Genomic DNA, 24,935 nt, shown 5'->3' on the forward strand with positions numbered 1-24,935 from the left:
CCGGGTCCACGGTACGTGATGGGCGATGATGGGCGGCATGAGTCGTGCACTGCCGCAGACCGAGCCCGCCGCCGACCTGCCCCGTCGGGTGACGATCTACGAGGTCGGTCCGCGCGACGGCCTGCAGAACGAGAAGGCGACCGTCCCGACCGAGGTCAAGGCGCAGTTCGTGCGCCGGCTCGCCGCCGCCGGCCTGCAGACGATCGAGACGACCTCCTTCGTCTCGCCCCGCTGGGTGCCGCAGCTGGCCGACGCGACCGAGCTGCTCGCCGACCTCGACGAGGTGGGGCGCGGCCCCCTTCGCCCCGTGCTCGTGCCCAACGAACGCGGTCTCGACCGTGCCCTCGAGTCCGGGGTCGGGGCGGTCGCGATCTTCGGCAGCGCGACGGAGACCTTCGCCCAGAAGAACCTCGGGCGCTCGCGGGCGGAGTCGGTCGAGATGTTCGCCCCCGTGGTGCGGCGCGCGCAGGACGCGGGGCTGTGGGTGCGGGCCTATGTCTCGATGTGCTTCGGCGACCCGTGGGAGGGGCCGGTGCCGGTGGACCAGGTGGCCGACGCCTGTGCCGAGCTCATGGACCTCGGCTGCGACCAGCTCTCCGTCGGCGACACGATCGGCACCGGCACGACCGGCCACGTCGAGGCGCTGCTCGCCGCCCTCGACCGGCGGGGCATCGGGATGGACCGGATCGGCGTGCACTTCCACGACACCTACGGGCAGGCCCTGGCCAACACGCTGACCGCGCTGCGTGCCGGCGTGAGCGTCGTCGACGCCTCGACCGGTGGTCTCGGCGGCTGCCCCTATGCCAAGTCGGCCACGGGCAACCTCGCGACCGAGGACCTCGTGTGGATGCTCGACGGCGCCGGAGTGGAGACGGGTGTCGACCTCGACGCCCTCGTCGAGACGAGCGTGTGGATGGCGCAGCAGCTCGGCAAGCCCTCGCCCTCGCGCGTGGTCAAGGCGCTCTCCGGCGCCTGACCGGCGGGGGAGCAGCAGGCCAGCGGCGAAGGGGGCGGGGCTCAGCCGTCGATGACGACGCCGGTGATCCGGTGCAGCGAGTAGACCTGCGGGACCCCGTCGACCTCGCCGACGACCCGGCCGCCCTCGACGGACGCCGGGTGGAAGAGCACCCGGCGGGTCGCGCCGACCGCGTCGGTCACCCCGACCCAGGCCGGCAGCCGGTCGGCGGCCGCCTCGCGCAGCAGCGCCGAGCTGCTCGCCGGGTCGAGTGCAGGGATGGTCGGCCCGTCGGGCGCCGCGGTGGACCGCTGCGCGGCAGCACGTGCCTCGCCGGCGCGCAGCCGCTCGAGCACGTCGACCGCCGGCTCGGGGCGCACCTCGACGGCGGGCCGCGCGGTGCGCGGCGAGATCCGTGAGCCGGTCGCCGGGCTGCTCACGACGCCGCCCGATCCCTCGAGCGCCGGTGCGGCGCCGATCTCGCGCAGCGCCTCGAGGAGGGTCGACGGACCCGCGGGGGAGACGAGGACGGTCGGTGCGAGCTGGCGCAGCTGCAGGTGGCCGAGGTCGCGGTGGCCGAGCAGCGCCTCGAGGTGCGTCGGGTCGTCGCTGCGCAGATAGCTGCCGGCGCTCCCGACGCGCAGCTGGCCGTGGCGCCGGGCGACGTCGCGCACGAGGTAGTCGAGGGGCTGGGGCACGGGCGTCGCGCTGAAGCGGGCGAGCGACTCGAGCAGGTCGTCGGCGGTCCAGCCCGCGTCGAGGGCCCCGCGCAGCGCGGTCTCGGTGAACCGGTGCACGCTCGCGCCGCCCCGGGACTCCAGGACCGAGCTGCGCCGCAGCACGGCGGCGAGCTCCGGCACCGGGGTGCCCGGCACGACCGCCGTGAGGTCGGCCTGGAGGAGCAGCTGGTCGACGGGGTCGGGGACGAGCTCGGCGAGCCGGTCGGTCGCCGCGGCCTCGTCGCTCAGCAGCAGCCGGCCGAAGGAGCCGAGGGCGCCGCGGCCGGTGACCCCGAGCGTCTCGCCCTCGCGCAGCAGGGCGGCGATCACCTCGTCGGCCTGGTGCGGCATGCGGCGCGGGCGGCGCTCGTGGAGCAGGCGCACGACGGTGGCCGTGTCGGGAGCGCTGCCGGCGGGGAGCGCGGCGAGGATCTCGAGCACCTCGTGGCGCAGCGCCCGCACCGGCGGCCAGACCATGCCCTCGGACAGGGCGTTGACCCGCCCGCCGTCCTCGGGCGCGGGCACGACCGTCGCCCGCAGCGAGTGCAGCCACGGCAGGGCGAGCGCGCTCCAGCGCCGGGCGGGTGGCAGGGCGCGCCAGTCGTCGACGCGGGTCGTCAGGCGCCAGGTCGGGTCGAGGGCGTGGTCGTCGGCGAGCAGGGCCGCGCCGAGGGCGAGCTCGAGCAGGAGCGTCGTGCCGGTCTCGTCGAGGTCGATGCGGGTGGCGAGGGTGCGCAGGTCGCGCACGGCCAGGCCGCCGCTGCGCAGGACGCGCGGACGCAGGTCGTCGGCGTGGTCGAGCAGCTCGTCGACGAGGGCGACGAGCTCGGTGGCCGAGGCCGTCGCGGCGCGGTCGACGTCGTCGGGGTCGTAGGTCGGCGGGGGCGTGACCTCGCCGACGGGCTCTGCCCGCAGCCGGCCACCGCGGACGGCCAGCCCCACCTCGCGCGGCACGACGACGTGGTCGCCGTCGGGGGCGGCGAGCAGACCGGCGTCGACGAGCTCGGCGACGGCCCGCCCGGTGCGCCCGTCGGGGTCGCCGGGGACGGTGGCGGTGGGGCCGTGGGCGGTGATGTGCGCGAGCACCTGGGTCTGCTCGACGGTGAGGTCGGCGAGCGTCGCCGGCAGGTCGAGCGGCAGGGCGTGGCCGAGGGTGGCTGCGCTCGGGCCGAGCCCCGCCGGGTGCGGGCCGAGGACGTCGGTGACGGTGCGCACCAGGGCCGGCCCGTCGGGGGAGCGCCACAGCAGGGCCGCGGTCGTCAGGTCGTCGACGAGGGTGCCGGCCTCCTCCTCGTCCACCCCGACGAAGGGGGCGATCGTCGCGGGGTCCGTGGAGCCGGCGATCGCGCAGGCCTGCAGGGCGGTGAGGTGCGGCAGGTCGAGGTGGTCGACGGCGCGGGCGGTGCTCGCCCGGGTGCTCGCCCGGGCGGCGAGGGCCGTGAGGTCGGCGGGCTGCGGTCGGGCGAGGTCCGGGCGGAGGTCGAGCAGTGCCGTCAGCTCCGCGTCGGAGCGCTGACGGATGTCCTCGGCGAGGGAACGCACCGACCCACGGTAGTTCAGCGGACGGGCTGCTCGTCCGTCGCGGTCACGGCCAGGCCGTTGACGGTCGGGCTGATGATCCGCTCCAGCCGCAGGAAGAGCCAGGCCGTGAGGACGAGCCCTGCGACGACGACGAGGACGAAGGTCGTCGACAGGTCGCGCTCGAGGAGCACCCCGGCGACGAGCGGTCCGAGCACCCCGCCGGCCATGAAGGCCGTGGACTGCGCGGCGTTGACCCGCCCGCGCAGGTGGTCGGGCGCCATGTCGTTGGTGATCGCGGGCAGCGTCGGCTGCAGCAGGGTCTCGCCGAGGCCGAAGAGGGTGAGGAAGGCGACGACGAGCACGGCGGCCGCCAGGCTCCCCGGGAGCTGGCCGCTCAGCCCGAGGGCCAGCCACGCGAGGGCCCAGATGCCGAGCATGACGAGGCCGACGCGCGTGCGCCGGTGGCCCTCGATGCGTTGGAGCACCCAGAACTGCAGCATGACGATGACGGCGGTGTTGGCGGCGAAGGCCAGACCGACGACCGACGTGCTCACCTGCGCGACCCCGTGCGCGAAGGCCGGGATGCCCGCTTCGAGCTGGCCGTAGCCGACGAAGCTCGTGACGAGCGCCAGCAGCAGCACCCAGCGCATGCCGGGCAATCGCAGGACCGTCGCGTAGCTCGCGGTCGCGGAGTCGTCGTCGGGGCGCTCGGCCCGCGCGTGCACATGACGAAGGGGGCCGAGCAGCCAGATGCCGGGGATGAGGACGAGCACGGCGTCGACGAGGAAGATCGTCTCGAAGGTCACCGGCCGGGTGACGTCGACGAAGGCCCCGGCGATGAGCCCGCCGGCGCCGATGCCGAGGTTGAGCAGGGCGAAGTTGACCCCGAAGTACCGCTGCCGCAGGGGTCCTCGCACCAGGGCGGAGATGAAGGTGTTGGACGCCGACCAGCCGATGCTCTGCGACAGCCCCATGAGGACCGCGCCGAGGACCGCGATCGGCAGGCTCGTCGCGAAGGCCAGAGCGACGGCGCCGAGGCTCTGGCAGACGCCGGCGACGATGAGCATCCACCGGGCGCCGAGAAGGTCGGTGAGGGCACCGAGGGGCGCCGCGGCGAGGGCGGCCACCAGCGCGAGCAGCGCCATGATCGAACCCGCGGTGTCGAGGGAGAAGCCCCGCACCTCGTGCAGGTAGATCACGGTGAAGGGCAGGGTCATGCCCCGCCCGAGGTGCTGGAGCGCGACCGTGGAGAGGAGGAACCTCCCTTCGCGCGGCAGCGCCCGCCAGAAGCCGGCCAGACCGGACCCGATCTCGTCGGCGGGGAGGTCCTTGGGCAGCGCGGTCACGAGGGGCAATGCTGCCCCACGGCACCGACAGCCGACCACTGGGTTTCGGCCGGCTCGGGTTAGCCTTGGGGGTGGTGCACGATCCCGTGCGCCCACACACTTTCGTAAGACAGCAAGAGGTGCACGGTGCCCACTGGCAAGGTCAAGTGGTACGACGCGGAGAAGGGCTTCGGCTTCATCTCCGGGGACGACGGGGCGGACATCTTCCTCCACGCCAATGCCCTGCCCGAGGGCACGACGACGCTCAAGGGCGGTACCCGCGTGGACTACGGCGTCGTCGAGGGCCGCCGCGGCGCCCAGGCGCTGGCGGTCAAGGTCCTCGACACCCCGCCGAGCGTCGCCTCCAACCTGCGCCAGCGCGACCGCAAGAGCGCCGAGGACATGGCCGCGATCGTCGAGGACGTCATCAAGCTGCTCGACAACGTCGGCAACGGCCTGCGCCGTGGTCGCTACCCCGAGCGCGCCCAGGGCGCCAAGGTCGCGCAGGTCCTGCGCCGCATCGCCGACGACCTGGAGGGCTGAGATGGCACGCGCCAAGACCGACGCCGTGCTCGCGGCCGCCGTCGAGCCGGCCCGCCGTGAGCTGCTCGAGGCGACGAAGGGGGAGGGGGTCGGCGAGCACGTCGGCTTCACCCTCGACGCCGACCGCCTCGGCACGCACTGGTTCGCCGCGACCCTGCCGGGCTACGGCGGCTGGCACTGGGCCGTCACCGTGACCCGCGCGCCCCGCGCCAAGAGCGCGACCGTGTGCGAGACCCAGCTGCTCCCCGGTGACGACGCGCTGCTGTCGCCGGAGTGGCTCCCGTGGGCCGACCGGCTCGCTCCCGGTGACGTCGGCCCCGGCGACGTGACCCCCAAGATCGAGGACGACCCCAACCTCGAGGCCGGCTTCGAGGCCACGGGCGAGGAGGACGTCGATGCCGTCGCCCTGTGGGAGCTCGGCCTCGGCCGCCCCCGCGTCCTGTCCGCCGAGGGCCGCGACCAGGCCGCCCAGCGCTGGTACGACGGCGCGCACGGCCCGACCGCCGAGGTCGCCGTCAAGGCGCCCGCCCGCTGCGACGGCTGCGGCTACTTCCTGCCGATGGCGGGCGCGCTGCGCTCGGTCTTCGGCGTCTGCGCCAACGAGTGGAGCCCGAGCGACGGCGGCGTCGTCAGCCGCGACCACGGCTGCGGTGCCCACTCCGAGGTCGACATGGCCGCCCCCGAGCCCGAGAAGGTCGGCGAACCGATCCTCGACGACGAGATCCTGGAGACCCTGTGAGCACGACCGCCGGCAGCCCGTCGACGCAGGGCTCGGCCCTGGAGCGGTTCTTCAAGATCAGCGAGCGCGGGTCGACGGTCGGCCGTGAGGTCCGCGGTGGCTTCGCCACCTTCTTCACGATGGCCTACATCGTCGTGCTCAACCCCCTGATCATCGGCACCCAGGAGGACTCGACCGGAGGCTTCCTCGGTGGCGGCGACGGCCCCAACCTCGCGATGGTCGCGGCCTGCACGGCGCTCGTCGCCGGCGTCATGACGCTGCTCATGGGTGTCGTGGCCAACTACCCGCTGGCGCTCGCCGCGGGTCTGGGGCTCAACGCCTTCGTCGCCTTCGGCATCGCCAAGCTGCCGGAGATGACCTGGGCCGACGCGATGGGCCTGATCGTCCTCGAGGGCCTGATCATCCTGCTGCTCGTCCTCACCGGCTTCCGCAAGGCGGTGCTCCACGCGGTCCCGCCGCAGCTGAAGACCGCGATCAGCGTCGGCATCGGTCTCTTCATCACCGTCGTCGGCCTCGTCGACGCGGGCTTCGTCCGCAAGGCCGAAGGGGGTCCCCTGGGTGAGCTCGGCGTCGGCGGCTTCCTGGCCGGCTGGCCGCTCCTCGTCTTCGTCATCGGCCTCTTCATCATCATCACGCTGCACGTGCGCGGGGTGAAGGGCGCGATCCTCTACGGCATCCTCGGCACGACGATCCTCGCGATGGTCGTCGAGGCGGTCTTCGACATCGGCGGCCAGACCAATGCCAAGGGCGAGCTGGTCAACCCCACCGGCTGGGGGCTCAACGTGCCGAGCCTGCCGGACTCGCTCGTCGCGACCCCGGACTTCGGCCTGCTCGGCGACTTCAGCCTCCTCGGCTCCTTCGGCAAGATCGGCGTCGTCTCGGCGGCCCTGCTCGTCTTCACGATCCTGCTCGCCGACTTCTTCGACACGATGGGCACGATGGTCGCCGTCGGCGCCGAGGGCGACCTGCTCGACGAGGAGGGCAACCCGCCGGGCAGCCAGCGGATCCTCGTCGTCGACTCGATCGCCGCGGTCGCCGGTGGTGCCGCGTCGGTCAGCTCCAACACGAGCTACATCGAGTCCGCCTCCGGTGTCGGCGAGGGCGCGCGTACGGGCCTGGCCTCCGTCGTCACGGGCGTGCTCTTCCTGCTCGCGACCTTCCTCTCGCCGCTCGTCGCGGTCGTGCCCTACGAGGCCGCGACCCCGGCCCTGGTGCTCGTCGGATTCCTGATGATGCAGCAGGTCAAGGAGATCGACTGGGACGACCTCGAGATCGCCATCCCGGCCTTCCTGACGATCATCCTCATGCCCTTCACCTACTCGATCACCGCGGGCATCGGCGCCGGCTTCGTCAGCTATGTCTTCATCAAGGTGGTGCGCGGTCGTGCCGCGACGATCCACCCGCTGATGTGGCTCGTCGCCGCGCTCTTCGTCCTCTACTTCGGCATCGACCCGATCAAGGGGATCCTCGGCGTCGAGTGACCCCCCTTCGAACCCTGCAGGACCCCGGGGTCCTGCAGGGTTCCTTTTGGCCATTTAGTTAGCAAAGGTAATGAGTTGTGCTAACTTGTTGTCCGGACGAAAGGAGAGCCGTGGCAGATCACGAGGTGGCCCAGCTGGGCGACGACGGGGTGAGCGCGCTCAGCGAGGACCTGCGCCTGGCGTGCATGCGGATCAGCCGCCGGGTGCGCTTCGAGAGCGTCGACGTCATCGCGCCGCACCAGTTCTCCGTCCTCGCCCGGCTCGAGGACGGCCCGCTGACGCCGCGGGCCCTCGCCGACATCGAGAAGGTCTCCGCCCCGAGCATGACGCGCACCGTCGGCTGCCTCGCCGACGAGGGGCTCGTGGAGCGCCACGACGACCCGGAGGACGGGCGCCGGGTGCTCGTAGAGCTGACGACCGCCGGGCGCGAGGCCCTCACCGAGACCCGCCGCCGCCGGGACAAGTGGATGACCGAGCGGGTCGCCGAGCTCTCCGGCGCCGACCAGGCGACACTCCAGGCCGCGAGCGCCATCCTGCGGGGGATCGCGGCCCGATGAGCCCGACCTTCGCCTCCCTGTCGATCCGCAACTACCGCATCTACGCCCTCGGGGCGATCATCTCCAACGTCGGCACCTGGATGGGCCGCGTCGCGCAGGACTGGGTCGTGCTCACCGAGCTGACCGACCACTCGGCGAGCGCGCTCGGCATCGTCACCGGTCTGCAGTTCCTGCCGATGCTCGTGCTCGCGCCGTGGACCGGAGCGGTGGTCGACCGCTACCCGAAGCGGGTGCTGCTCTACATCACCCAGGCCGCGCTCGGCCTCGCCGCCCTCGCCGGCGGTCTCCTCGTCGTCACCGGCACCGCCGCGCTGTGGCACTTCTACCTGCTGGCCCTCGTCACCGGCATCGCGACCGCCTTCGACAACCCGACGCGGCAGACCTTCGTCTCCGAGATGGTGCCCCGCGAGCGGCTGAGCAATGCCGTGGCGCTCAACAGCGCCTCCTTCAACCTCGGCCGGCTCATCGGCCCGGCCGTCGCGGGCCTGGTCATCGCCGGCATCGGTTCCGGGCAGGCGCTGCTCGTCAACTCGCTGTCCTTCGTCACCGTGATCATCGCGCTGCTGTCGATGCGGGCGAGCGAGCTGACCCCGGCGCCACGCGTGACCGGCCGCGGGTCGGCGCTCGAGGGGTTGCGCTACGTGCGCGGGCGCCCCGACATCGTGCTCGTCATGGTGCTGATCTTCGTGCTGGGCACCTTCGGCATGAACTTCCAGATCACCATCGCGCTCATGGCGACCCAGGTCTTCGGCAAGGGCGCGGAGGAGTACGGCCTGCTCGGCTCGGTCATGGCGATCGGCTCGCTGAGCGCCGCGCTCCTCGCCGCCCGCCGCAGCGAGCCGCGCCTGCGGGTGCTGCTGCTCTCGCTCGTCGGCTTCACCTTCGCCGCGACCGGCGCCGCCCTCGCCCCGACCTACGCGACCTTTGCCGTCGCGCTCGCCGCGTGCGGCCTGACCGCACTCACGGCGATGACGACGGCCAATGCCATGGTCCAGATGCGCACCGAGGCGACGATGCGTGGCCGGGTCATGGCCCTCTACATGGCGATCTTCTTCGGCGGCACGCCGCTCGGCGCCCCGATCATCGGCTGGATCGGCGACGTCCTCGGCCCGCGCTGGACGATCGGCATCGGGGCGGCCGCGGTCGGGATCACGCTCGTCGTGGTGTCGATCTGGCTCGGTCGGCACGAGAATGTCGAGGTGACCTACTCCAGCCAGCGCCGCCCGCGCGTGCGGGTGCTCTCGACCCCGACCCACGACGTCCCCGAGGCCGCCCGATGACCCCGCGGTTTCGCCGGGTCATGACCTGGCTCGTGCTCGGCTCGCTCGTCCTCGTCGCGGTCCTCTCGGCCTTCCTCTGAGCCTGCCTACGGCACGTCGCCCGGCGCCGGACGGGCATCGGCCGGCGCGTCGAGCAGCGGGCCGCACAGCGGGCCTGCGACCTCGCCCGCGCGCGGCTCGCGCTCGCGGACGTAGACGATGACCTCGCCGAGGTCGTGCTCGGCATAGGGCACCGGTCGGCAGCCCAGCCACAGGCCGAGCTCCTTGCCCTCGCGCCCGGCCCACTGCCGGTCGACGAGCAGCGCCCGCGGCGCGAGGCTGCGCGGCATGCGCGTCGTCAGGCGCTGGTCGGGCAGCGCGGTGCGGGTCGTCCACGGGTCCGCCCAGATGACGAGCGGTGCGCCGCGGCCGATCTCGCGGTCGACGAGGTGCGGTGCGAGCAGCAGCCCCGAGGTGCGGGTGGCGGCGACGTCCCGGACGTGGTCGACGGACAGGCGGGCCACGGGCGCGAGCGCGACGAGCACGGCGAGCGTCGCGGCGGCGCCCTGCCAGAGGGGACGGGTCGGGCCCCGGCGAGTGCGGCGCGGCGCGAGCCCGGCACCGGCGAGCGCGACGAACAGCGGCCACCAGGCGAACTGGTAGTGCGAGAGCTGCACGGGCGAGCTGCTCAGCGCGGCGACGAGGGCGACGAGCGTGACCGCCACGGGCGCCGTGGTCCGCGGGTGCCGCAGCACCCCGACGAGCGCCGCGAGGGTGAGCCCACCGGCCGCCAGCGGGCCGAGCGCGTCGACGAAGAGCCACCCCGACGCCCACGCCGGGGCATAGCGATAGGTCGTGCCGGCGAGCAGCACGTCGTGCCCCGCCTCGGCGTGCCCGAGCTGGAAGGTCACCGGCGTCGTCATCGCCGCCAGCGCATCGCCCTCCATCGGGACGAAGGTGAAGACCCAGGCGACCACCGCCGCCACCCCCGACCCGAGGGCGAAGGGGAGGACCCGCCGGGTGCCGAGGTCACGGGCGAGGAGCAGCGCCGCGGGCAGCAGCCCGACGAGCGCGAGGCCGCCGGTGAGCTTGGCCGCCCCGGCGAGCCCGGCCACGGCACCGCCGACGAGCAGCCACCGCGGGTCGCGGCCGGTCGTCGCGAGCACCCACGCGAGCAGGGCGGCGACGACGAGCGCGCAGGTGACCGCCTCGAGGGTGGCCACCCGCGCCGGGTCGAAGGGCAGCGTCCACCACAGCAGCGCGGTGCCGATCCCGGCGGCGGCGCTCCAGCGACCCGGTCGGCCGGTCCGCCACACGAGGACCGCCAGCAGCAGGCCGGTGACCCAGGCGGCGACGGCGGAGGGCAGCCGGGCGGCGACGCGGGTGTCGCCGAGGACGAGCTGGGCCACCGCCATGAGCTGCTTGACGAGCGGTGGGTGCTGCGCATTGACCAACCAGTCGCCGTGGAACATGCCGACGGCGGCCTGGTGGTAGTAGAGCTCGTCGCCGGCGAGGTGCGCCGCATCGAGCCGCCAGCCGATGGTCAGGGCACCGACGACGCTCGCGGCGAGCAGGAGGAGGTGTCGGGCCCGGAGGCGAGCGGTCAGAGCCGCTCCACCACGTAGTCGATGCAGTCGAGGAGCGCCGACACGTCGTCGGGGTCGACGGCGGGGAAGGTCGCGATGCGCAGCTGGTTGCGCCCCAGCTTGCGATAGGGCTCGATGTCGACGACGCCGTTGCGCCGCAGGGTCGCCGCGACGGCGGCGGCGTCGACGGACGCGTCGAGGTCGACCGTCGTGACGACCTGCGAGCGGGCCGCGGGGTCGGTGACGAAGAGGTGCGTGTGCTCTCCCTTCGTCGCCCAGTCGTGGATCCGCGACGAGGACTCGGCCGTGCGGGCGGTGGTGAAGTCGAGGCCGCCGGAGGCGAGCATCCAGCGCACCTGCTCGGCCATGAGGGCGAGCGTGGCGACGGCGGGGGTGTTGAGGGTCTGGTCCTTGCGCGAGTTGTCGATCGCGGCGGTCAGCGAGAGGAAGTCGGGGATCCACCGGTCGGTGGCGGCGATCTCCTCGGCCCGGGCCAGCGCCGCCGGGCTCATGATCGCGAACCAGATGCCGCCGTCGGAGGCGAAGGACTTCTGCGGGGCGAAGTAGTAGGCGTCGGTCTGCGCGATGTCGACGGGCAGTCCGCCGGCGCCGGAGGTCGCGTCGACGAGGACGAGGGCGCCGTCGTCGGCCCCCGCCGGGCGCTGCACCGGCGCCATGACGCCGGTCGAGGTCTCGTTGTGCGGCCACGCATACGTGTCGACGCCCGCGACCGCCTCGGGGAGGCTCAGCCCGCCGGGCTCGGCCGTGCGGACGTCGGGGTCGGCGACGAAGGGGGCGCGGCGGGTGACCGCGGCGAACTTGCCGGAGAACTCGCCGAAGACGCAGTGCTGGGCACGCTCGCGGACCAGGCCGAGGGCGGCGATGTCCCAGAAGGCGGTCGAGCCGCCGTTGCCGAGGACGACCTCGTAGCCGTCGGGGAGGGAGAAGAGCTCGGTCAGGCCCTCGCGCAGGTCGCGCACGAGCCCGCGCACCGGCGCCTGCCGGTGGGAGGTGCCCAGGACGTCACCGGCGATCGACTGCAGGTAGGCCAGCTGCTCCGGGCGCACCAGCGAGGGGCCGGAGCCGAAGCGGCCGTCCCGGGGCTTGCGCTCGTCGGGGATGATGATCGCGTCGCTCACGGCCCCGAGTCTGACCTACCGGGCGTGGCGGCTGCCACCCGGTCCCAGATGCCGTGCGGTCAGGGGGTCTTGGCCAGCTGCGAGCCGCTCGGCGCGGTGATCGAGACCGGCTCGCCCCACTCGGAGGCCAGAAGACGGGCGGTCGCGCCGTTGAGGGTGAACTCCATCCGGCGGATGAGGTCGTCCTCGTCGAGCCACACGTCGTAGATGACCGTCTCGGGTGCGCCCGGGGCGGGCTTCATGCCGAGCTCGCGCAACGACGTCGCGGTGTCGACGGTGGCCGTGTAGTGGGTCGTCGAGACGCCGCCGACGTCCTCGGTGCCCTTGTTGCCCGCCTTCTCCACCCCGGCGACGAAGGCGTCGAGCTGGCGGCGCATCGACAGGATCTGCACCTGGTCGATGGTCGTCTTGACGAGGGGGTTGGTCGAGTCCTCGTCGACCTTGACCCACTTCGGGGGCTGGGCGAGGTAGTACTGCCCGTCGACGAGCCGGTAGCCCAGCTGCTGCCCCGCGAGGGAGACGTCCATGTCGAGGGAGTCGGCGGACAGGTCCTGTACACCGGTCGCCGAGGCCTGCGACTGGCCGGCGATCTTGGCCGTCACGTCGATCTTGACCGTGGGGTTGGCGTCCACCGCCGCCTCGAGGCGGTCGGTGAACTCCGCGGCGTCGAAGGGGGCGCCGGTGTCGGTCGAGGTCGACGACGAGGTGCTCGAGGACTTCGTCGAGTTGGACAGGGTCGGCTCGTCGGAGTCGGCGTCGGAGTCCGTCGTGGAGCCGGAGGTCGAGCGGGGCGAGCTCGTGCTCGAGCCGCCCGGTGTGCTGTCCTTGCCGCCGCCGGGGGTCGGCGTCGAGGAGTTGGACACGCTGTCACCCCCCGTCCCGGCGGTCGGCCCGGGGCCGCCGTCACCCCCGCACGCGGAGAGGGTGAGGGCGGCCGCGAGCGCGAGCGTCAGGGCGGGGGAGCGGCGTCGCATGCGGCTCAGGCGCCGGGCAGCTGGTCGTAGCCGGCGACCTCGGTGATCGCGCGCGGGCCGTGGCCGATGTAGTTGCTGCTCGGGCGGATGAGGCGACCGGTGCGCTTCTGCTCGAGGACGTGGGCGGCCCAGCCTGCGGTGCGGGCGCAGACGAAGAGCGGGGTCATCATCTCGCCGGGGACGTCGGCGAAGTCGAGCAGGACCGCGGCCCAGTAGTCGACATTGGTCTCCATCTTGCGGTCCGGGTAGCGGTCCGCGAGCTCGGCGATCGCGGCCTTCTCCAGCTCGAGGGCGACCTCGTAGCGGGGCGCGCCCAGGCGCTTGCAGGTGTCGCGCAGGACGGCGGCGCGCGGGTCGTAGGCCCGGTAGACGCGGTGACCGAAGCCCATGAGGCGCTCCTTGCGGTCGAGCGCGTCCTTGACGTACTTCGTCGCGTCGCCGGTGCGCTCGACGCCCTCGATCATGTGCTGGGCACGCGAGGGGGCGCCGCCGTGGAGCGGGCCGGACATCGCGCCGACGGCACCGGAGAGGCAGGCCGCGGCGTCGGCGCCGGTCGAGGCGATGACGCGGGCGGTGAAGGTGGAGGCGTTCATCCCGTGCTCGGCGGCGGAGATGAAGTAGGCGTCGATGGCCTCGACGTGCTTCGGGTCCGGCTCGCCGCGCCAGCGGATCATGAAGCGCTCGACGATGTTCTTGCCCTCGTCGACGCGGGCCTGCGGGACCATCGCGGAGTTCTGCCCGTGCGCCGACTGGGCGATGAAGGACAGCGCCATGACCGAGGCGCGGGCCAGGTCGTCACGGACCTGGGTGTCGTCGATGTCGAGGAGCGGCTTGAAGCCCCACAGCGGCGCGAGCTGGGCCAGGGCCGACTGGACGTCGACGCGGATGTCTCCGCTGTGGACGGGCAGCGGGAAGGGCTCGGCGGGCGGCAGGCCCGGGTCGAAGCTGTCGTCGACGAGCAGGCCCCAGACCCGCCCGAAGGAGACCTTGCCGACCAGGTCGTTGATGTCGACCCCGCGATAACGCAGGTTGCCGCCAGCCTTGTCCGGCTCGGCGATCTCCGACTCGAAGGCGACGACGCCCTCCAGCCCGTGCTTGACCTCGGTGTCAGTCATCTCGGTGGCCTTCCTTCGTGCGCAAGGTGATCTCAGGGCCATTCTGCACGTTCCCGACGACAGGACGATCCCGGGGCAACCAGCCGGTAGCATGCCCGGGGCCACGCAGACGATCGACGAGGAGCTCCGGGTGGTGCGTTCACGCCTCGGGTACAGCCCGGCTCTCGACGGGGTGCGAGGGCTCTTCATGCTCTGCTTCATGGCCTATCACTTCGGGGTGGACCAGCTCGCCGGCATGTGGGTGTGCATCAACCTCTTCTTCGTCCTGTCGGCCTTTCTCATCACCCGACTGCTCGTCGAGGAGCGGGTCCAGCACGGTGACATCGACGTCTGGGCCTTCTACCGGCGCCGTGCCCGCCGGCTCCTGCCCGGGCTCTTCCTCGTCCTGACCTTCGTCCTCGTCTACGCGGTGCTGTGGGCCGACGACGCGGTCCGCCGCAAGATCGGCGGCGACGTCCTCGCCACCCTCGGCTACGTCATGAACTGGCGGCTGATCGCCGAGGGTGACCAGTACTTCGGGACGAAGGGGGGGGAGTCCCCCCTTCGTCATGCCTGGACCCTGGCGATCGAGGAGCAGTTCTACGTCCTCGTCCCCTTCGTCATCCTCGGTCTGATGCTCTGGGCCCGCACGCGCCGGCGGATGGCCCTCGTGCTGCTCGCCGGTGCCGTCGCCAGCGCGGTGTGGACCGCGGTCGTCGGCTTCCACGACGCGAGCGACTACCCCCGCGTCTACTACGGCACCGACACCCGCGCCCAGGCCCTCTTCATCGGTGCCGCCCTCGGCGTGTGGCTCGCCCCCGGGCGCAGCGGGGCGCTGCCGTCCTTCTCCCGGCCGGTCGTCGCCGTCGCCGGGGTGGTCGGCGTCGTCTCGAGCGTCTTCTCCTTCGTCGTCGTCGGGCCCTACTCGGGCTGGATGTTCAACCTCGGCGGCATGTTCTTCTTCGCGCTCGGCAGCGCGCTGCTCGTCATCGCCTGCGTCGACGAGCGGCCGAGCTGGGTGCACGCGATCTTCGGCTGGCGGCCGCTGGCCCACGCCGGCCGCCTCTCCTACGGCCTCTACCTGTGGCACTGGCCGATCTGGCTGGCCGTCGGCAACGGCCGGCTCACCGACAACGCGATCATCGAGTTCGTCCTGTGCGCCGTGCTGACGATCGGCATCGCCCAGCTGTCCTACCAGTACGTCGAGCGCCCGGTCATCAAGCGCGGCGTCCGCGGCCTGCTGCCGTCGGTGCGCACCCCGGTCGTCGCGACCCTGCTGCCGGTCGTCCTGCTCGCCGGCGCCGGGCTCGCCGTCGCGAGCAGCGCCCCCACCGCACCCGCGGAGCCGACCGTCGCGGTGCCGCAGGGCCCGCCGCCGAAGATCGTCGCCGGGCAGCCCTCCTACCGCGAGGGCGAGCCGGCCCGCATCGGCGTCTTCGGCGACTCGGTGCCCTTCTTCCTCGTCGACCGCTTCCCGCAGGAGACCTTCCCCGGCGTCACCCTCGACAACTACTCCCGCGAGGGCTGCGACCTGCTCTCCGAGCCGATCAGCTGGGCCCCGGGCTTCCAGATGGGCAACGAGCCGAAGTGCACGGCCATGAAGAAGGAGTGGCCGCAGGAGTTCAAGAGCAACGGCGACGACGTCCTGCTCATCTGGGCCTCGCCGCTGCTCGCGGTACCGCACATCGTCGACGGCGAGCGGCTCTGGCTCGACGACAAGGCCTACCTCGACCTCATCCGCTCGCGCTGGGACCGGCTGCGCCGCCAGGCGCTCGACGCCGGTGCGACGCAGGTGCAGATCGTCAACGTCCCCTGCCGCAAGCCGGTCAAGGACTCCATCCCCGAGGAGTTCCGCGTCGTCTTCGACTCCAACCCCGCGATCGTCAAGGAGTACAAGGAGCCGAAGCGGATCAACCGGCTCGTCGAGCAGTGGGCCGACTCCCATGACGACGTGCAGGTCGTCGACCTGCACGGTGCCCTGTGCTCCGACGGCTACCCCGAGGAGATCGGCGGCATCAAGGTCTTCAACGACTACCTCCACTTCTCGCCGGAGGCGACCCCGATGATCTGGGAGCACGTCCTCGGCCAGGTGAGCCGCAACTACGTGCGGGCCCGGTCGTGAGGGCGCTGACCGCATCCCTGAGGACGTCGACGGGGGAGCAGCGGCTGGCTGCCCTCGACGGCTACCGGGGGCTCTTCGTCACCCTCGTGCTGCTCTACCACTTCGGCGCGACCTTCCTCGTCGGCGGCTGGGTGGGCATCAACCACTTCTTCGCCTTCTCCGGCTACCTGATCACCCGGCTGCTCATCTCCGAGCGGGCCCGCACCGGTGGCATCGACGTCCTGCGCTTCTACCGCCGCCGCGCCGAGCGGCTGCTGCCGGCGCTCGTCGCCGTGTGCACCGCGGTGCTCGTCGCGAGCCTCTTCGCCGGGTCGGCGAACCGCCACCGCGACGCCGGCGACGTGCTCGCCTCGCTCTTCTTCGTGCAGAACTGGCGCCTCATCAGCCAGGACGACGCGTACTTCGAGCAGGTCGGCAACCCCTCGCCGCTGCGGCACGCGTGGACGCTCGGCGTCGAGGAGCAGTTCTACCTGCTCGTGCCGCTCCTCGTGCTCGTGCTCTTCGCCGTGTGGCGCACCAGCCGCACCGCCCGTGTCGTCGCTCTCGCGGCGCTCGCCGTCGCCTCCGCCGCGTGGACCGCCCACCTCGCCCGCTCCGGCGTCGACTTCGCCCGGCTCTACTACGGCACCGACACCCGCGCGCAGGCGCTGCTCGTGGGTGCGGTGGTCGCGGCGCTCCTCGGCCGGGACCACCGAGGACGACTGGGGCGGCGCCCTTCGGCCGGGGTCACGCAGGCCATCGGTCTCGTCGGCTTCCTCGTCTCGCTCTCGGCCTTCGTCGTCGTCGGGCCGCGCAGCGAGTGGCTCTTCACGAGCGGCGGCATGCTCTTCTTCGCCGTCGGCGCCGCGATGATGGGCCTGGCCGCGACCGACCCGCGGCCGCTGCTCATCAACCGGGTCGCGAGCTGGGGGCCGGCGGTGCTGCTCGGCCAGATGACCTACGGGCTCTACCTCTACCACTGGCCCATCCACCTCTGGCTGGGTCCGCTCCTCGACCCGCTGCCCCTCGTGGTCTCGGTGCTCGCGCAGCTCGCCGTGACCGTCGGCGTCGCCTACGCGTCCTTCCGCTGGCTCGAGGTGCCGGTGCTGCAGCACGGCTTCGGCGCGCTCCTGCCGCACGCGCTGCGGCCAGCACCACGCGCCCGCTCCGGTCGCGCGGCCCGCAGGGCCCGCCGCGGCGGGGCGCCGGTGTGGTCGGTCCCGGTCGCCGGTGTCGCCGTCGTGGCCGTGCTCGCGGGCTTCGTCTTCACCCGGCCGGTGAGCGAGGCCGACCTCGAGGTGCCGCCGCTCGTCGCGGCCGACGCCGACCCGGCGCCCGCGGACCCTCCGGTCGACATGGCGCTGCTCGGCGACTCGGTCGGGGTCTCGCTCGGCAAGGGCTGGCGCGCCGAGGACCACCCCGGCGTGACGATGACCAACCTCTCGCGCATCGGCTGCGACCTCGTCGACGCCCCGCTGCTCGCCGACGGCTCCCCGATGCCCGAGGACGAGTCCTGCGACGAGTGGCGCCGCAACTGGCCGCAGCAGGTCGAGGAGGCCGGCGCGACCGACCTGCTCGTCCTGCCCGGGCCGCAGCTCATCGGCGAGCACGAGGTCGACGGCAGCACGGTCGGCTCGCGCTCGGACGAGCACGCCGCGCTCGTCACCGAGACCCTCGACGAGATCGAGCGGCGCGCCCACGAGGCCGGCGTCACCCACGTGCAGGTCGCGACGATGCCCTGCCGCGAGGTCGACCCGGACAAGCTCGACCCCTCGCTGCGGCAGTTCGCCGGCCCGATCTCCGACCCGGCCAATGTCGGCTGGGTCAACGACGTCGTGCGCGACTGGGCGCGCGGCGAGGGTGGGTCACGAGGGACGAAGGGGGTCGACCGGCAGGTCCTCGACCTCTGGGAGCCGCTGTGCGGCGACGGCTACCGCGAGGAGATCAAGGGCGTGCCGCTCTACTCCGACACGGTCCACTTCTCGCCCGCCGGGGCCGCCATGGTCTGGACCTGGCTGACCCCACGGGTGGTCGAGGCGACGCGCTCCTAGGCCGGTCGTAGTCTGGCGGCCATGAGCGCCTCGCCCGACGGGATGATCCCTCGCACACCGCCCGCGGCGGACCACGTGGACTACTCCGGGGAGGGGCTGTCCGAGACCGAGGTGCCGGGCGCCCCCTTCGCGCTGGTGACGTCGTGGATCGACGCCGCCCGGGCACGCCAGGCCGATCGCGGTGACGTGCCCGAGCCGCTGTCCTTCGCCGTCGCGACCGTCGACGCCGACGGGCGGCCGGACGTGCGCACGGTGCTCATGCGCTTCCTCGACGGTCGCGGCCCGGGCTTCGTCACCAACCTCGACTCGACGAAGAGCCGCCAGCTGCAGGCGACGCCGGTCATCGCCGCGACGATCACCTGGCCGGCGATGTTTCGTGCCATCCGCTTCCGCGGGCGGGCCGAGCTCGTGGCCGAGGCCGAGGTCGACGCCTACTTCGCCCAGCGCCCCCGCGGGTCGCAGCTGAGCGCGTGGGTCTCGCACCAGTCGCAGCCGATCGAGGGCCGCGAGTCGCTGGACCGGGCCTGGGCCCAGGTCGAGGAGCGCTTCGCGGGCCAGGACGTGCCGCGTCCCGACTTCTGGGGTGGCTGGCGGATCGTCTGCGACGAGGTCGAGGCCTGGGCCGGGCGCAGCGACCGGCTCCACGACCGCTTCCGCTGGACGCGCGTCGCCGACGGCGGCCTCGAGACCCCAGGAGCCTGGCGGGTCGGGCGCCTCCAGCCCTGAGCCCCGGCGACCGGACGACGACGTGACGTCAGGGAGCGGGTGCAGGGTGGGGGTCGGCCCGACTCATGGGAAAGTCCGGACGTCCTACGCTCCGCGAGATGCGGGGAGAGCGGTCCGGACTTTTCCTGAGGGCCACCCCCAGCCCTGTGCCCGCGACCGTGCGCGACGGGGGAGGTCCGGCGTCCTCACCAGTGGTGCATCGAGGCCCGGACCACGCCGGCGACGTCCTCCTCGGTGACGGGGCGCGGGGCGGTGGCGAGCAGGCGCTGCTGCTGCATCGTGCCCGAGACGATGCCGTCGACGTCGGCCTCGCCGTAGCCGATCTCGGCCAGGCCCGAGGGCTGGCCGATGTCGTGCATGAGCCGTCGCAGCACGGCCGAGAGGCGCTCCGGCTCGGGGGCGTCGGCGTCCAGGCCCTGCGGGTCGAGCCAGCCGGCGGCGGTGAGGTGCCGCTGCGGGTCGGCCGCGTAGGTCATCGCGAAGGCCGCCGGCGCGGTCGAGGCGACCGCCATGCCGTGCGGGACCATCGCCTCGTCGACGTCGTAGTCGCGCGGCCGGAAGTCGGAGCCGAGGTCGTGGACCCGACCGGCGATCGGGTAGGCGTTGGCGTGCGGCACGTGCACCCCGGCGTTGCCGAAGCCCATGCCCGCGAAGGTCGCCGCGAGCGCCATGTCGACGCGCGCCTGCTCCTGCCCGGCGACGGCCCCGCGGAAGGCGCCGGCGAGCAGCCGCATCGCCTTCTCCGCGTAGAGGTCGGAGATCGGGTTGGACCCGCAGTAGGGCACGCGCTGGTCGGCGCTCTTGTGCTCGTAGCTCGTGTAGGGCCGCGCGGTCCACGACTCGAGCGCGTGGCAGAGGATGTCCATGCCCGCCGAGGCGGTGACCCCCGCCGGCTGGGTCGCGGTCAGCTCGGGGTCGACGACGGCGAGCACGGGGCGCAGCCGTTCGTGGCTGATGCCGGTCTTGACCTTGGACGCGAGCACGTCGAGGACGCAGACGGTCGTCGACTCGGCCCCGGTGCCGGTCGTCGTCGGCACGGCGACGAGCGGCAGCACCGGCTGCTCGGGCGCGCGCCCGCCGCCGACCGGTGCGTTGACGTAGTCCATGAGCTCGCCGGGGTTGCTCAGCAGCAGGGACACCGCCTTGGCCGTGTCGATGCTCGACCCACCGCCGACGGCGACGACGACGTCGGGGCGGGGACCCCCCTTCGCCCTCTCGACGGCGGCGGCCAGCGAGGCATCGCTCGGCTCGACGGCGGCCGAGTCGTGCACCTCGGCCGTCAGGCCGGCGGCCCGCAGGGCCTCGGCGACCCGCTCGGGGTGGCCGGTCGCGGCGAGGCCGGGGTCGGTGACGACGAGGACGTGACGGCCGCCGAGCCCGGCGACGTCGTGGCCGATCTCGCGGACGGCGCCGGGGCCGAACTTCAGCCGCGGTGCGGCATAGGTGAAGACGGCCTCGGGCGTGGTGGGCGTGGGCAGGTCGGTCATGTCAGCTCTCCCGGTGGACCTTGTGCGCGGCAGCCTGCGCGCGGGGCTTGACGACCATGAGGTCGACGTTGACGTGGCGCGGCCGGGTGGCCATCCACGTGATGGCGTCGGCGATGTCCTCGGCGACGAGCGGCTCGGCGACGCCCGCGTAGACCTTGTCCGCTCGCTCCTGGTCACCCTTGAAGCGGGTGAGCGAGAAGCCCTCGGTGTGCACCATGCCCGGCGCGATCTCGGTGACGCGCACCGGCTGGTCGACGAGCTCGAGGCGCATCGTCTCGGTCATCGTCGCGAGCGCGTGCTTGGCCGCGGTGTAGCCCGCGCCGCCCTCGTAGGAGGTGCGCCCCGCCGTCGAGCCGACGTTGACGATGATCCCCTCACCCGCGACGAGCGAAGGGAGCAGGGCCTGCACCATGCGCAGGGTGCCGATGACGTTGACCTCGTACATCGCCCGCCAGTCCTCGACGTCACCCGTGGCGACGGGGTCGAGGCCGTAGGCGCCGCCGGCGTTGTTGACGAGCACGTCGAGGCGGTCGCCGACCTCGGCCGCAAGGGCCGCGACGGAGTCCGGGTCCGTGACGTCGCAGGTGACCGCCCGGCCGTCGATCTCGGCCGCGAGCGCGGTGATCGCCTCGGTGCTGCGGGCCGCGCAGACGACCTCGTGGCCGGCGGCAGCCAGGGCCCGCGCGGTGGCCGCGCCGATCCCCCCGCTGGCTCCGGTGACGACGGCGAGGGGGCGGGTCATGAGGACTCCTGTCGTGGTGCGGGGGCGATCCAGGTGGCGGCGGCGCTCGCGAGGACGCGCTCGCCGTCGAGCAGGGCGGTGCCGGTGTGGCGCTTGCGGCCCTCGCGACCGGTCTCCCACGCGATGACGACGAGCTCGCGCCCACGAGGGACGTCGGCGGCCACCGTCGAGGTGAGGGTGCCGAGCAGGAGCGGGCCGTCGGCGAAGCCGACGGCGAAGGCGCCCGGGCAGTCGAGCGCGGCGAGTACGGGAGGCAGCCCCTCGTCGGTGATCGTCACCGGCGCGGCGAGGACGTCCTCGCGGCCGGCGACCGGCGCCGCGAAGACGCGCAGACCCCCTTCGGCCTCCGGCCCGCAGACGTAGCAGCCGGGGTAGGGGTGCCCGCTCGCGTCGAACTCGGCGGCCGCGGCCCTGGCCGCCTCGAGGGAGACCGGTGCGGGGACTGCCAGGCCGGGGGCGGTCGTGCGACGGGCCGTGCCGAGCAGGGTCTCGCCGTCGAGGAGGTGCACCGCGAGGTCGGGGCCGTCGGCGACGGTGCCGTCGACCTCCCACCGCAGTGGACTGCCGAGCGGGGTGGGAGCGCTCAGGCGTACCGTCGCCGCCGTCAGGTCCCCCTCAGCGGGGACGAGGTCGTCGAGTCGTTCGGTGAGCAGACCGCAGACCCAGCCGCCGTTGCCGGTCCCCGGCGGGCCGACGTGCAGCGGGGCAACGGTCGTCGTCTCGGCTGTGGTGTGCACCACCCCAACCTAGCGACGGTGCCCCGGGAGAGGATGAGGGGGATGAGTACGAGCGAGGCCTTCGGCTGGAGGCGCATCGCCGTACCCGCCTTCGGGCCCACCTTCCTGTCCGCCGCCGCGAGCGGAGCCGTCGTCCCGATCGCGGCCCTGCGGGCCGACGAGCTCGGCGCGAGCCTGGGCCTGGCGGCCTTCGTCGTCTCGCTCACGGGCATCGGGCAGCTCGTCGGGGTGCTGCCCGCCGGCGCCCTCGTCGCCCGCATCGGCGAGCGGGCCACCCTCGTGCGCGCCGGCCTGCTCGACATCGTCGCGCTCGCCGTCGCCGGGTGGGCCCCCTCGCTGTGGCTCATGGCGCTCGCCCTGCTCGTCTCCGGGCTGGCCTCCTCGGCCTTCTTCCTCGCCCGGCAGGGCTACATGATCGACGTGCTGCCGCAGTACCTGCTCGCCCGCGGCATGTCCCTGCTCGGCGGTGCGATGCGCGCGGGGCTGCTCCTCGGGCCCGTCGTCGGCTCGGTGGCGATCGCCCCCTTCGGCCTGCAGGGGGCCTACGGGGTGGCCGTCGTCCTCGCCGTCGGCTCCGTGGTCACCGTGCTCACCGCGCCCGACCTCACCGGCGACCACGAGCGCGCCCGGGCCGAGGACCACCACGCGGGGGTCTTCGCCGTCATCCGGCGGCACGCGCGGCTGCTGCTCACGCAGGGCATCGGCGTCACCGTCATCTCGGCCCTGCGGCAGTCGCGTCTGGTGATCCTGCCGCTGTGGGCCGTGCACATCGGCCTCGACGGCGTCGACTCCTCGCAGATCTTCGCCGCGGCCGGCGTCGCCGAGCTGCTCCTCGTCTACCCGGGTGGCTGGGTCATGGACCGGCTCGGCCGGGTCTGGGTCGTCGCGGTGCTGCTGTCGGTGGTCTCCGCCGCCTTCCTCGCCCTGCCCCTCGCGGGGACGAAGGGGGAGCTGCTCGCCGTGGCCCTCGTGATGTCCCTGGGCAACGGTCTGGGGTCCGGCATCGTCATGACGCTCGGGGCGGACGCGGCACCGACCCGCGACCGGGCGCAGTTCCTCGGCGCCTGGCGGCTCATGGGCGAGGTGGGCCACGCCGGCGGATCGCTCGGGCTGAGCGCCGTCACCGCCCTCGTCTCGCTGCCGGCCGCCGCGGTCGTCCTCGGGGTCGCCGGCCTCACCGGGCTGGCGTGGACGAGCGTGTGGGTATCGCGGGCGGACCGCGCTCGCGCGGGCAAGGCATGATGGTGCCGTGAAGGATCTCATCGACACCACGGAGATGTACCTCCGCACGATCTTCGAGCTCGAGGAGGAGGACATCCCTCCCATGCGGGCCCGCATCGCCGAGCGGCTGGGCCACTCCGGCCCGACCGTCTCGCAGACGATCGCGCGCATGGAGCGGGACGGGCTGGTCAGCCTCGGCGACGACCGGCGCCTCGTGCTCTCCGACGAGGGTCGTCTGCTCGCGACCCGGGTGATGCGCAAGCACCGGCTCGCCGAGCGACTGCTCGCCGACGTCATCGGGCTGGAGTGGGAGCACGTCCACGACGAGGCCTGCCGCTGGGAGCACGTCATGAGCGAGCGGGTCGAGCGCAAGATCCTCGCCATGCTGCCCGAGCACCGCGAGTCGCCCTACGGCACGCCGATCCCCGGCCTCGAGGAGCTGCTCGCCGGTGGTGACGAGGCGCCCGCCGACGACTACCTCGAGGGCCTGAGCAGCCTGACCGACATCGTCGACGAGGGCCTGACCGGGACCTTCCGGGTGCGCCGCATCGGCGAGCCCGCGCAGGTCGACCACGAGGCGCTCGAGCTGCTCACCGAGGCGCGGCTGCGCCCCGGCGAGATCGTGCTCGTCACCCCCGAGGAGGACCGGGTGGTCGTCGCCCGCGACGGCGCCGCCAGCGACGCCGTCTCGCTGCCGCGCGACGTCGCCATGCACGTCTTCGTCGAGCCGGCGTCCGCCTCCTGAGCGCAGTCCGTGACCGCGGTGTGACATTTTCGTGATCAGCGGGTACGGTTCCTGAGTCCGCCTCCCCTGGGCGGATCCGTCTCGCGGACGCCTTGTCCTGCCACCGCACCGACGGCTGCTGCACTTCACCGCATGGCAGGAGCGGGGGACCCACTCATGGGGCATCGCGGATGCTCCTCGGGGTGAAGTCCCACGGCACGCGGACCGCTAGGTCGGTCCGGAGCCGCGGGACCGGGCCGCACCTCTCGCCCGAACCCGACAGCTGACCTCGCAGGCGGGACAGAGGTATTCATCGTGTCTCACTCCGTCGGGCGCCACCGCGCTCCTGAGCGTTACAACCCCCTCGCCGAGATCGGCACCGTCATCAGCCAGACCGGCACCCCGCTGGCCAAGGGCTCGGCCGTCCTCGCCGCCTCCGGTGGCCTCGTCGCCGCGATCGCCATCCCCGCCCAGGCCGCCCCCGCCGTCGAGCAGGCCGACGCCACGCCCGCGGCCGCCGCCGCGCCGGCCGCCCCGGCTGCCGCCGCCGTCACGGCCCCGAGCACGACCGCCACGGCCAAGGCCACGAGCGCCGACTTCGGTCAGATCGAGGTCGAGCCCGTCGCCAAGCCGACCGGCCCGACCCCCTACCAGCTGCGCATGCGCGCCGAGCGCGAGCAGGCCCGCCAGGAGGCCGCCGCCGAGCGTCAGCGCGAGCAGGAGCAGGCCGCCGAGGCCCGCCGCGCCGAGCAGGCCCGTGAGGCCCAGGAGGAGCAGCGCTCGGAGGAGGCCGCCGCCAGCCGCTCGCAGGAGCGTCAGGCCCCCGCGACCACGCCGGCCCCGGCCAGCACCCCCGAGCCGACGCAGGCTCCCTCCGCGCCGGCCCCGACCTCCGGTGGCGTCATCGCGATCGCCAAGCAGTACATCGGCACCCCCTACGTCTACGGCGGCTCGACCCCCGCGGGCTTCGACTGCTCCGGCTTCACGCAGTACGTCTTCGCCAAGGCCGGCAAGTCCATCCCGCGCGTGACCACCGCCCAGCAGGCCGCCGCCACCCCGGTGTCCAACCCGCAGCCCGGCGACCTGGTCTTCTTCGGCTCCCCGTCGTGGCACGTCGGCATCTACGTCGGCGACGGCATGATGATCGACTCGCCGCGCACCGGCTCGTCGATCTCGATCCGTCCGATCTTCGACGGCGTCTCCGGCTACGGCCGGGTCTGAGCGCCGACCCGACAGGGGGCGAAGGGAGCAGCC

Annotated in this window: 22 protein-coding genes and 1 riboswitch; of the genes, 13 read left to right on the forward strand and 9 right to left on the reverse strand. The window is 73.4% G+C overall.

What is annotated here, in order from left to right; genetic code table 11:
• Positions 1-37: 37 nt before the first annotated feature.
• Positions 38-976, forward strand: a complete 939-nt coding sequence (locus NMQ01_RS01840; RefSeq protein WP_255185188.1) for a hydroxymethylglutaryl-CoA lyase — start codon at positions 38-40, stop codon at positions 974-976.
• 41 nt (positions 977-1,017) lie between these two features.
• Here the strand turns inward: NMQ01_RS01840 and NMQ01_RS01845 are convergent, their stop codons facing one another.
• Complete coding sequence (locus tag NMQ01_RS01845) at positions 1,018-3,216, reverse strand: helicase-associated domain-containing protein (RefSeq protein WP_255185189.1); 2,199 nt, start codon at positions 3,214-3,216, stop codon at positions 1,018-1,020.
• Between the two features lie 14 nt (positions 3,217-3,230).
• A complete protein-coding gene (locus NMQ01_RS01850; RefSeq protein WP_255185190.1) occupies positions 3,231-4,541 on the reverse strand; it encodes an MFS transporter in 1,311 nt (436 codons plus the stop codon).
• 126 nt (positions 4,542-4,667) lie between these two features.
• Between NMQ01_RS01850 and NMQ01_RS01855 the strand changes: the two genes are divergently transcribed.
• From NMQ01_RS01855 to NMQ01_RS01875, 5 genes are all read left to right on the forward strand, one after another.
• The gene (locus NMQ01_RS01855; protein ID WP_255185191.1) at positions 4,668-5,063 is read left to right on the forward strand and encodes a cold-shock protein; all 396 of its coding nucleotides are present in this window, start codon (positions 4,668-4,670) and stop codon (positions 5,061-5,063) included.
• A 1-nt stretch (position 5,064) separates the two neighbouring features.
• Entirely contained in the window at positions 5,065-5,802 is a 738-nt protein-coding gene (locus NMQ01_RS01860) for a DUF3027 domain-containing protein (RefSeq protein ID WP_255185192.1), read from the forward strand.
• Positions 5,799-7,283, forward strand: coding sequence for an NCS2 family permease (locus NMQ01_RS01865; protein ID WP_255185193.1), 1,485 nt, complete (start codon positions 5,799-5,801; stop codon positions 7,281-7,283). The genes NMQ01_RS01860 and NMQ01_RS01865 overlap by 4 nt, the downstream gene beginning before the upstream one ends.
• A gap of 110 nt (positions 7,284-7,393) precedes the next feature.
• Complete coding sequence (locus tag NMQ01_RS01870; protein ID WP_255185194.1) at positions 7,394-7,840, forward strand: MarR family winged helix-turn-helix transcriptional regulator; 447 nt, start codon at positions 7,394-7,396, stop codon at positions 7,838-7,840.
• Complete coding sequence (locus NMQ01_RS01875) at positions 7,837-9,120, forward strand: MFS transporter (protein WP_255185195.1); 1,284 nt, start codon at positions 7,837-7,839, stop codon at positions 9,118-9,120. The genes NMQ01_RS01870 and NMQ01_RS01875 overlap by 4 nt, the downstream gene beginning before the upstream one ends.
• An 86-nt stretch (positions 9,121-9,206) precedes the next feature.
• On the opposite strand, the gene NMQ01_RS01880 is transcribed toward NMQ01_RS01875, so the two are convergent.
• A complete protein-coding gene (locus NMQ01_RS01880) occupies positions 9,207-10,571 on the reverse strand; it encodes a glycosyltransferase family 39 protein (RefSeq protein ID WP_255185196.1) in 1,365 nt (454 codons plus the stop codon).
• On the opposite strand from NMQ01_RS01880, the gene NMQ01_RS01885 reads away from it, so the two are divergent.
• Positions 10,563-10,724 carry a hypothetical protein gene (locus tag NMQ01_RS01885; RefSeq protein ID WP_255185197.1) on the forward strand — a complete coding sequence of 54 codons (162 nt, stop codon included), beginning with the start codon at positions 10,563-10,565 and terminating at the stop codon, positions 10,722-10,724. The genes NMQ01_RS01880 and NMQ01_RS01885 overlap by 9 nt on opposite strands.
• Here NMQ01_RS01885 and serC read toward each other — a convergent pair.
• The 3 genes from serC to NMQ01_RS01900 are packed head-to-tail and all read right to left on the reverse strand — an operon-like array spanning position 10,703 to position 13,913.
• Positions 10,703-11,824, reverse strand: a complete 1,122-nt coding sequence (gene serC, locus NMQ01_RS01890; protein ID WP_255185198.1) for a phosphoserine transaminase — start codon at positions 11,822-11,824, stop codon at positions 10,703-10,705. The genes NMQ01_RS01885 and serC overlap by 22 nt on opposite strands.
• A gap of 59 nt (positions 11,825-11,883) precedes the next feature.
• Positions 11,884-12,798: an LppX_LprAFG lipoprotein gene (locus tag NMQ01_RS01895; RefSeq protein ID WP_255185199.1), complete on the reverse strand. Its 915-nt coding sequence runs from the start codon at positions 12,796-12,798 to the stop codon at positions 11,884-11,886.
• A gap of 5 nt (positions 12,799-12,803) precedes the next feature.
• Positions 12,804-13,913 carry a citrate synthase 2 gene (locus NMQ01_RS01900; protein WP_255185200.1) on the reverse strand — a complete coding sequence of 370 codons (1,110 nt, stop codon included), beginning with the start codon at positions 13,911-13,913 and terminating at the stop codon, positions 12,804-12,806.
• Between the two features lie 91 nt (positions 13,914-14,004).
• On the opposite strand from NMQ01_RS01900, the gene NMQ01_RS01905 reads away from it, so the two are divergent.
• From NMQ01_RS01905 to pdxH, 3 genes are read left to right on the forward strand one after another with little or no spacing between them, the layout of a single operon-like run.
• Positions 14,005-16,014, forward strand: coding sequence for an acyltransferase (locus tag NMQ01_RS01905; RefSeq protein ID WP_255185201.1), 2,010 nt, complete (start codon positions 14,005-14,007; stop codon positions 16,012-16,014).
• Positions 16,011-18,044 carry an acyltransferase family protein gene (locus NMQ01_RS01910; protein WP_255185202.1) on the forward strand — a complete coding sequence of 678 codons (2,034 nt, stop codon included), beginning with the start codon at positions 16,011-16,013 and terminating at the stop codon, positions 18,042-18,044. The genes NMQ01_RS01905 and NMQ01_RS01910 overlap by 4 nt, the downstream gene beginning before the upstream one ends.
• A gap of 21 nt (positions 18,045-18,065) precedes the next feature.
• Positions 18,066-18,770 carry a pyridoxamine 5'-phosphate oxidase gene (gene pdxH / locus NMQ01_RS01915; protein WP_255185203.1) on the forward strand — a complete coding sequence of 235 codons (705 nt, stop codon included), beginning with the start codon at positions 18,066-18,068 and terminating at the stop codon, positions 18,768-18,770.
• A gap of 185 nt (positions 18,771-18,955) precedes the next feature.
• Here pdxH and NMQ01_RS01920 read toward each other — a convergent pair whose 3' ends face one another.
• Genes NMQ01_RS01920 through NMQ01_RS01930 form a run of 3 tightly spaced genes read right to left on the reverse strand, consistent with a single transcriptional unit; the run spans position 18,956 to position 21,736 of the window.
• Positions 18,956-20,257 (reverse strand): hydroxyacid-oxoacid transhydrogenase, encoded by a 1,302-nt coding sequence (locus NMQ01_RS01920; protein WP_255185204.1) that lies wholly within the window; start codon positions 20,255-20,257, stop codon positions 18,956-18,958.
• A gap of 1 nt (position 20,258) precedes the next feature.
• Complete coding sequence (locus tag NMQ01_RS01925) at positions 20,259-20,999, reverse strand: SDR family NAD(P)-dependent oxidoreductase (RefSeq protein WP_255185205.1); 741 nt, start codon at positions 20,997-20,999, stop codon at positions 20,259-20,261.
• A complete protein-coding gene (locus NMQ01_RS01930; protein WP_255185206.1) occupies positions 20,996-21,736 on the reverse strand; it encodes a hypothetical protein in 741 nt (246 codons plus the stop codon). The genes NMQ01_RS01925 and NMQ01_RS01930 overlap by 4 nt, the downstream gene beginning before the upstream one ends.
• A 42-nt stretch (positions 21,737-21,778) precedes the next feature.
• On the opposite strand from NMQ01_RS01930, the gene NMQ01_RS01935 reads away from it, so the two are divergent.
• From NMQ01_RS01935 to NMQ01_RS01945, 3 genes are all read left to right on the forward strand, one after another.
• A complete protein-coding gene (locus tag NMQ01_RS01935) occupies positions 21,779-22,978 on the forward strand; it encodes an MFS transporter (protein WP_255185207.1) in 1,200 nt (399 codons plus the stop codon).
• Positions 22,979-22,985: 7 nt separating this feature from the next.
• Positions 22,986-23,702: a metal-dependent transcriptional regulator gene (locus NMQ01_RS01940; RefSeq protein ID WP_255185208.1), complete on the forward strand. Its 717-nt coding sequence runs from the start codon at positions 22,986-22,988 to the stop codon at positions 23,700-23,702.
• Positions 23,703-23,818: 116 nt separating this feature from the next.
• A riboswitch (cyclic di-AMP (ydaO/yuaA leader) is annotated at positions 23,819-23,994 on the forward strand.
• 2 nt (positions 23,995-23,996) lie between these two features.
• Positions 23,997-24,902 (forward strand): C40 family peptidase, encoded by a 906-nt coding sequence (locus NMQ01_RS01945; protein WP_255185209.1) that lies wholly within the window; start codon positions 23,997-23,999, stop codon positions 24,900-24,902.
• Positions 24,903-24,935 lie beyond the last annotated feature (33 nt).

Origin of the sequence: Janibacter sp. CX7 (genome assembly GCF_024362365.1) — a bacterium.
Taxonomy (GTDB): domain Bacteria; phylum Actinomycetota; class Actinomycetes; order Actinomycetales; family Dermatophilaceae; genus Janibacter.

What these genes read in the sequence shown, in the direction of transcription:
- NMQ01_RS01840 (WP_255185188.1), top strand. Translation starts at nt 38, where the DNA reads ATGAGTCGTGCACTGCCGCAGACCGAGCCCGCCGCCGACCTGCCCCGT.
- NMQ01_RS01860 (WP_255185192.1), top strand. Translation starts at nt 5,065, where the DNA reads ATGGCACGCGCCAAGACCGACGCCGTGCTCGCGGCCGCCGTCGAGCCG.
- NMQ01_RS01875 (WP_255185195.1), top strand. Translation starts at nt 7,837, where the DNA reads ATGAGCCCGACCTTCGCCTCCCTGTCGATCCGCAACTACCGCATCTAC.
- NMQ01_RS01880 (WP_255185196.1), bottom strand. Translation starts at nt 10,571, where the DNA reads ATGTTCCACGGCGACTGGTTGGTCAATGCGCAGCACCCACCGCTCGTC.
- NMQ01_RS01895 (WP_255185199.1), bottom strand. Translation starts at nt 12,798, where the DNA reads ATGCGACGCCGCTCCCCCGCCCTGACGCTCGCGCTCGCGGCCGCCCTC.
- NMQ01_RS01900 (WP_255185200.1), bottom strand. Translation starts at nt 13,913, where the DNA reads ATGACTGACACCGAGGTCAAGCACGGGCTGGAGGGCGTCGTCGCCTTC.
- NMQ01_RS01905 (WP_255185201.1), top strand. Translation starts at nt 14,005, where the DNA reads ATGCCCGGGGCCACGCAGACGATCGACGAGGAGCTCCGGGTGGTGCGT.
- pdxH (WP_255185203.1), top strand. Translation starts at nt 18,066, where the DNA reads ATGAGCGCCTCGCCCGACGGGATGATCCCTCGCACACCGCCCGCGGCG.
- NMQ01_RS01920 (WP_255185204.1), bottom strand. Translation starts at nt 20,257, where the DNA reads ATGACCGACCTGCCCACGCCCACCACGCCCGAGGCCGTCTTCACCTAT.
- NMQ01_RS01925 (WP_255185205.1), bottom strand. Translation starts at nt 20,999, where the DNA reads ATGACCCGCCCCCTCGCCGTCGTCACCGGAGCCAGCGGGGGGATCGGC.
- NMQ01_RS01935 (WP_255185207.1), top strand. Translation starts at nt 21,779, where the DNA reads ATGAGTACGAGCGAGGCCTTCGGCTGGAGGCGCATCGCCGTACCCGCC.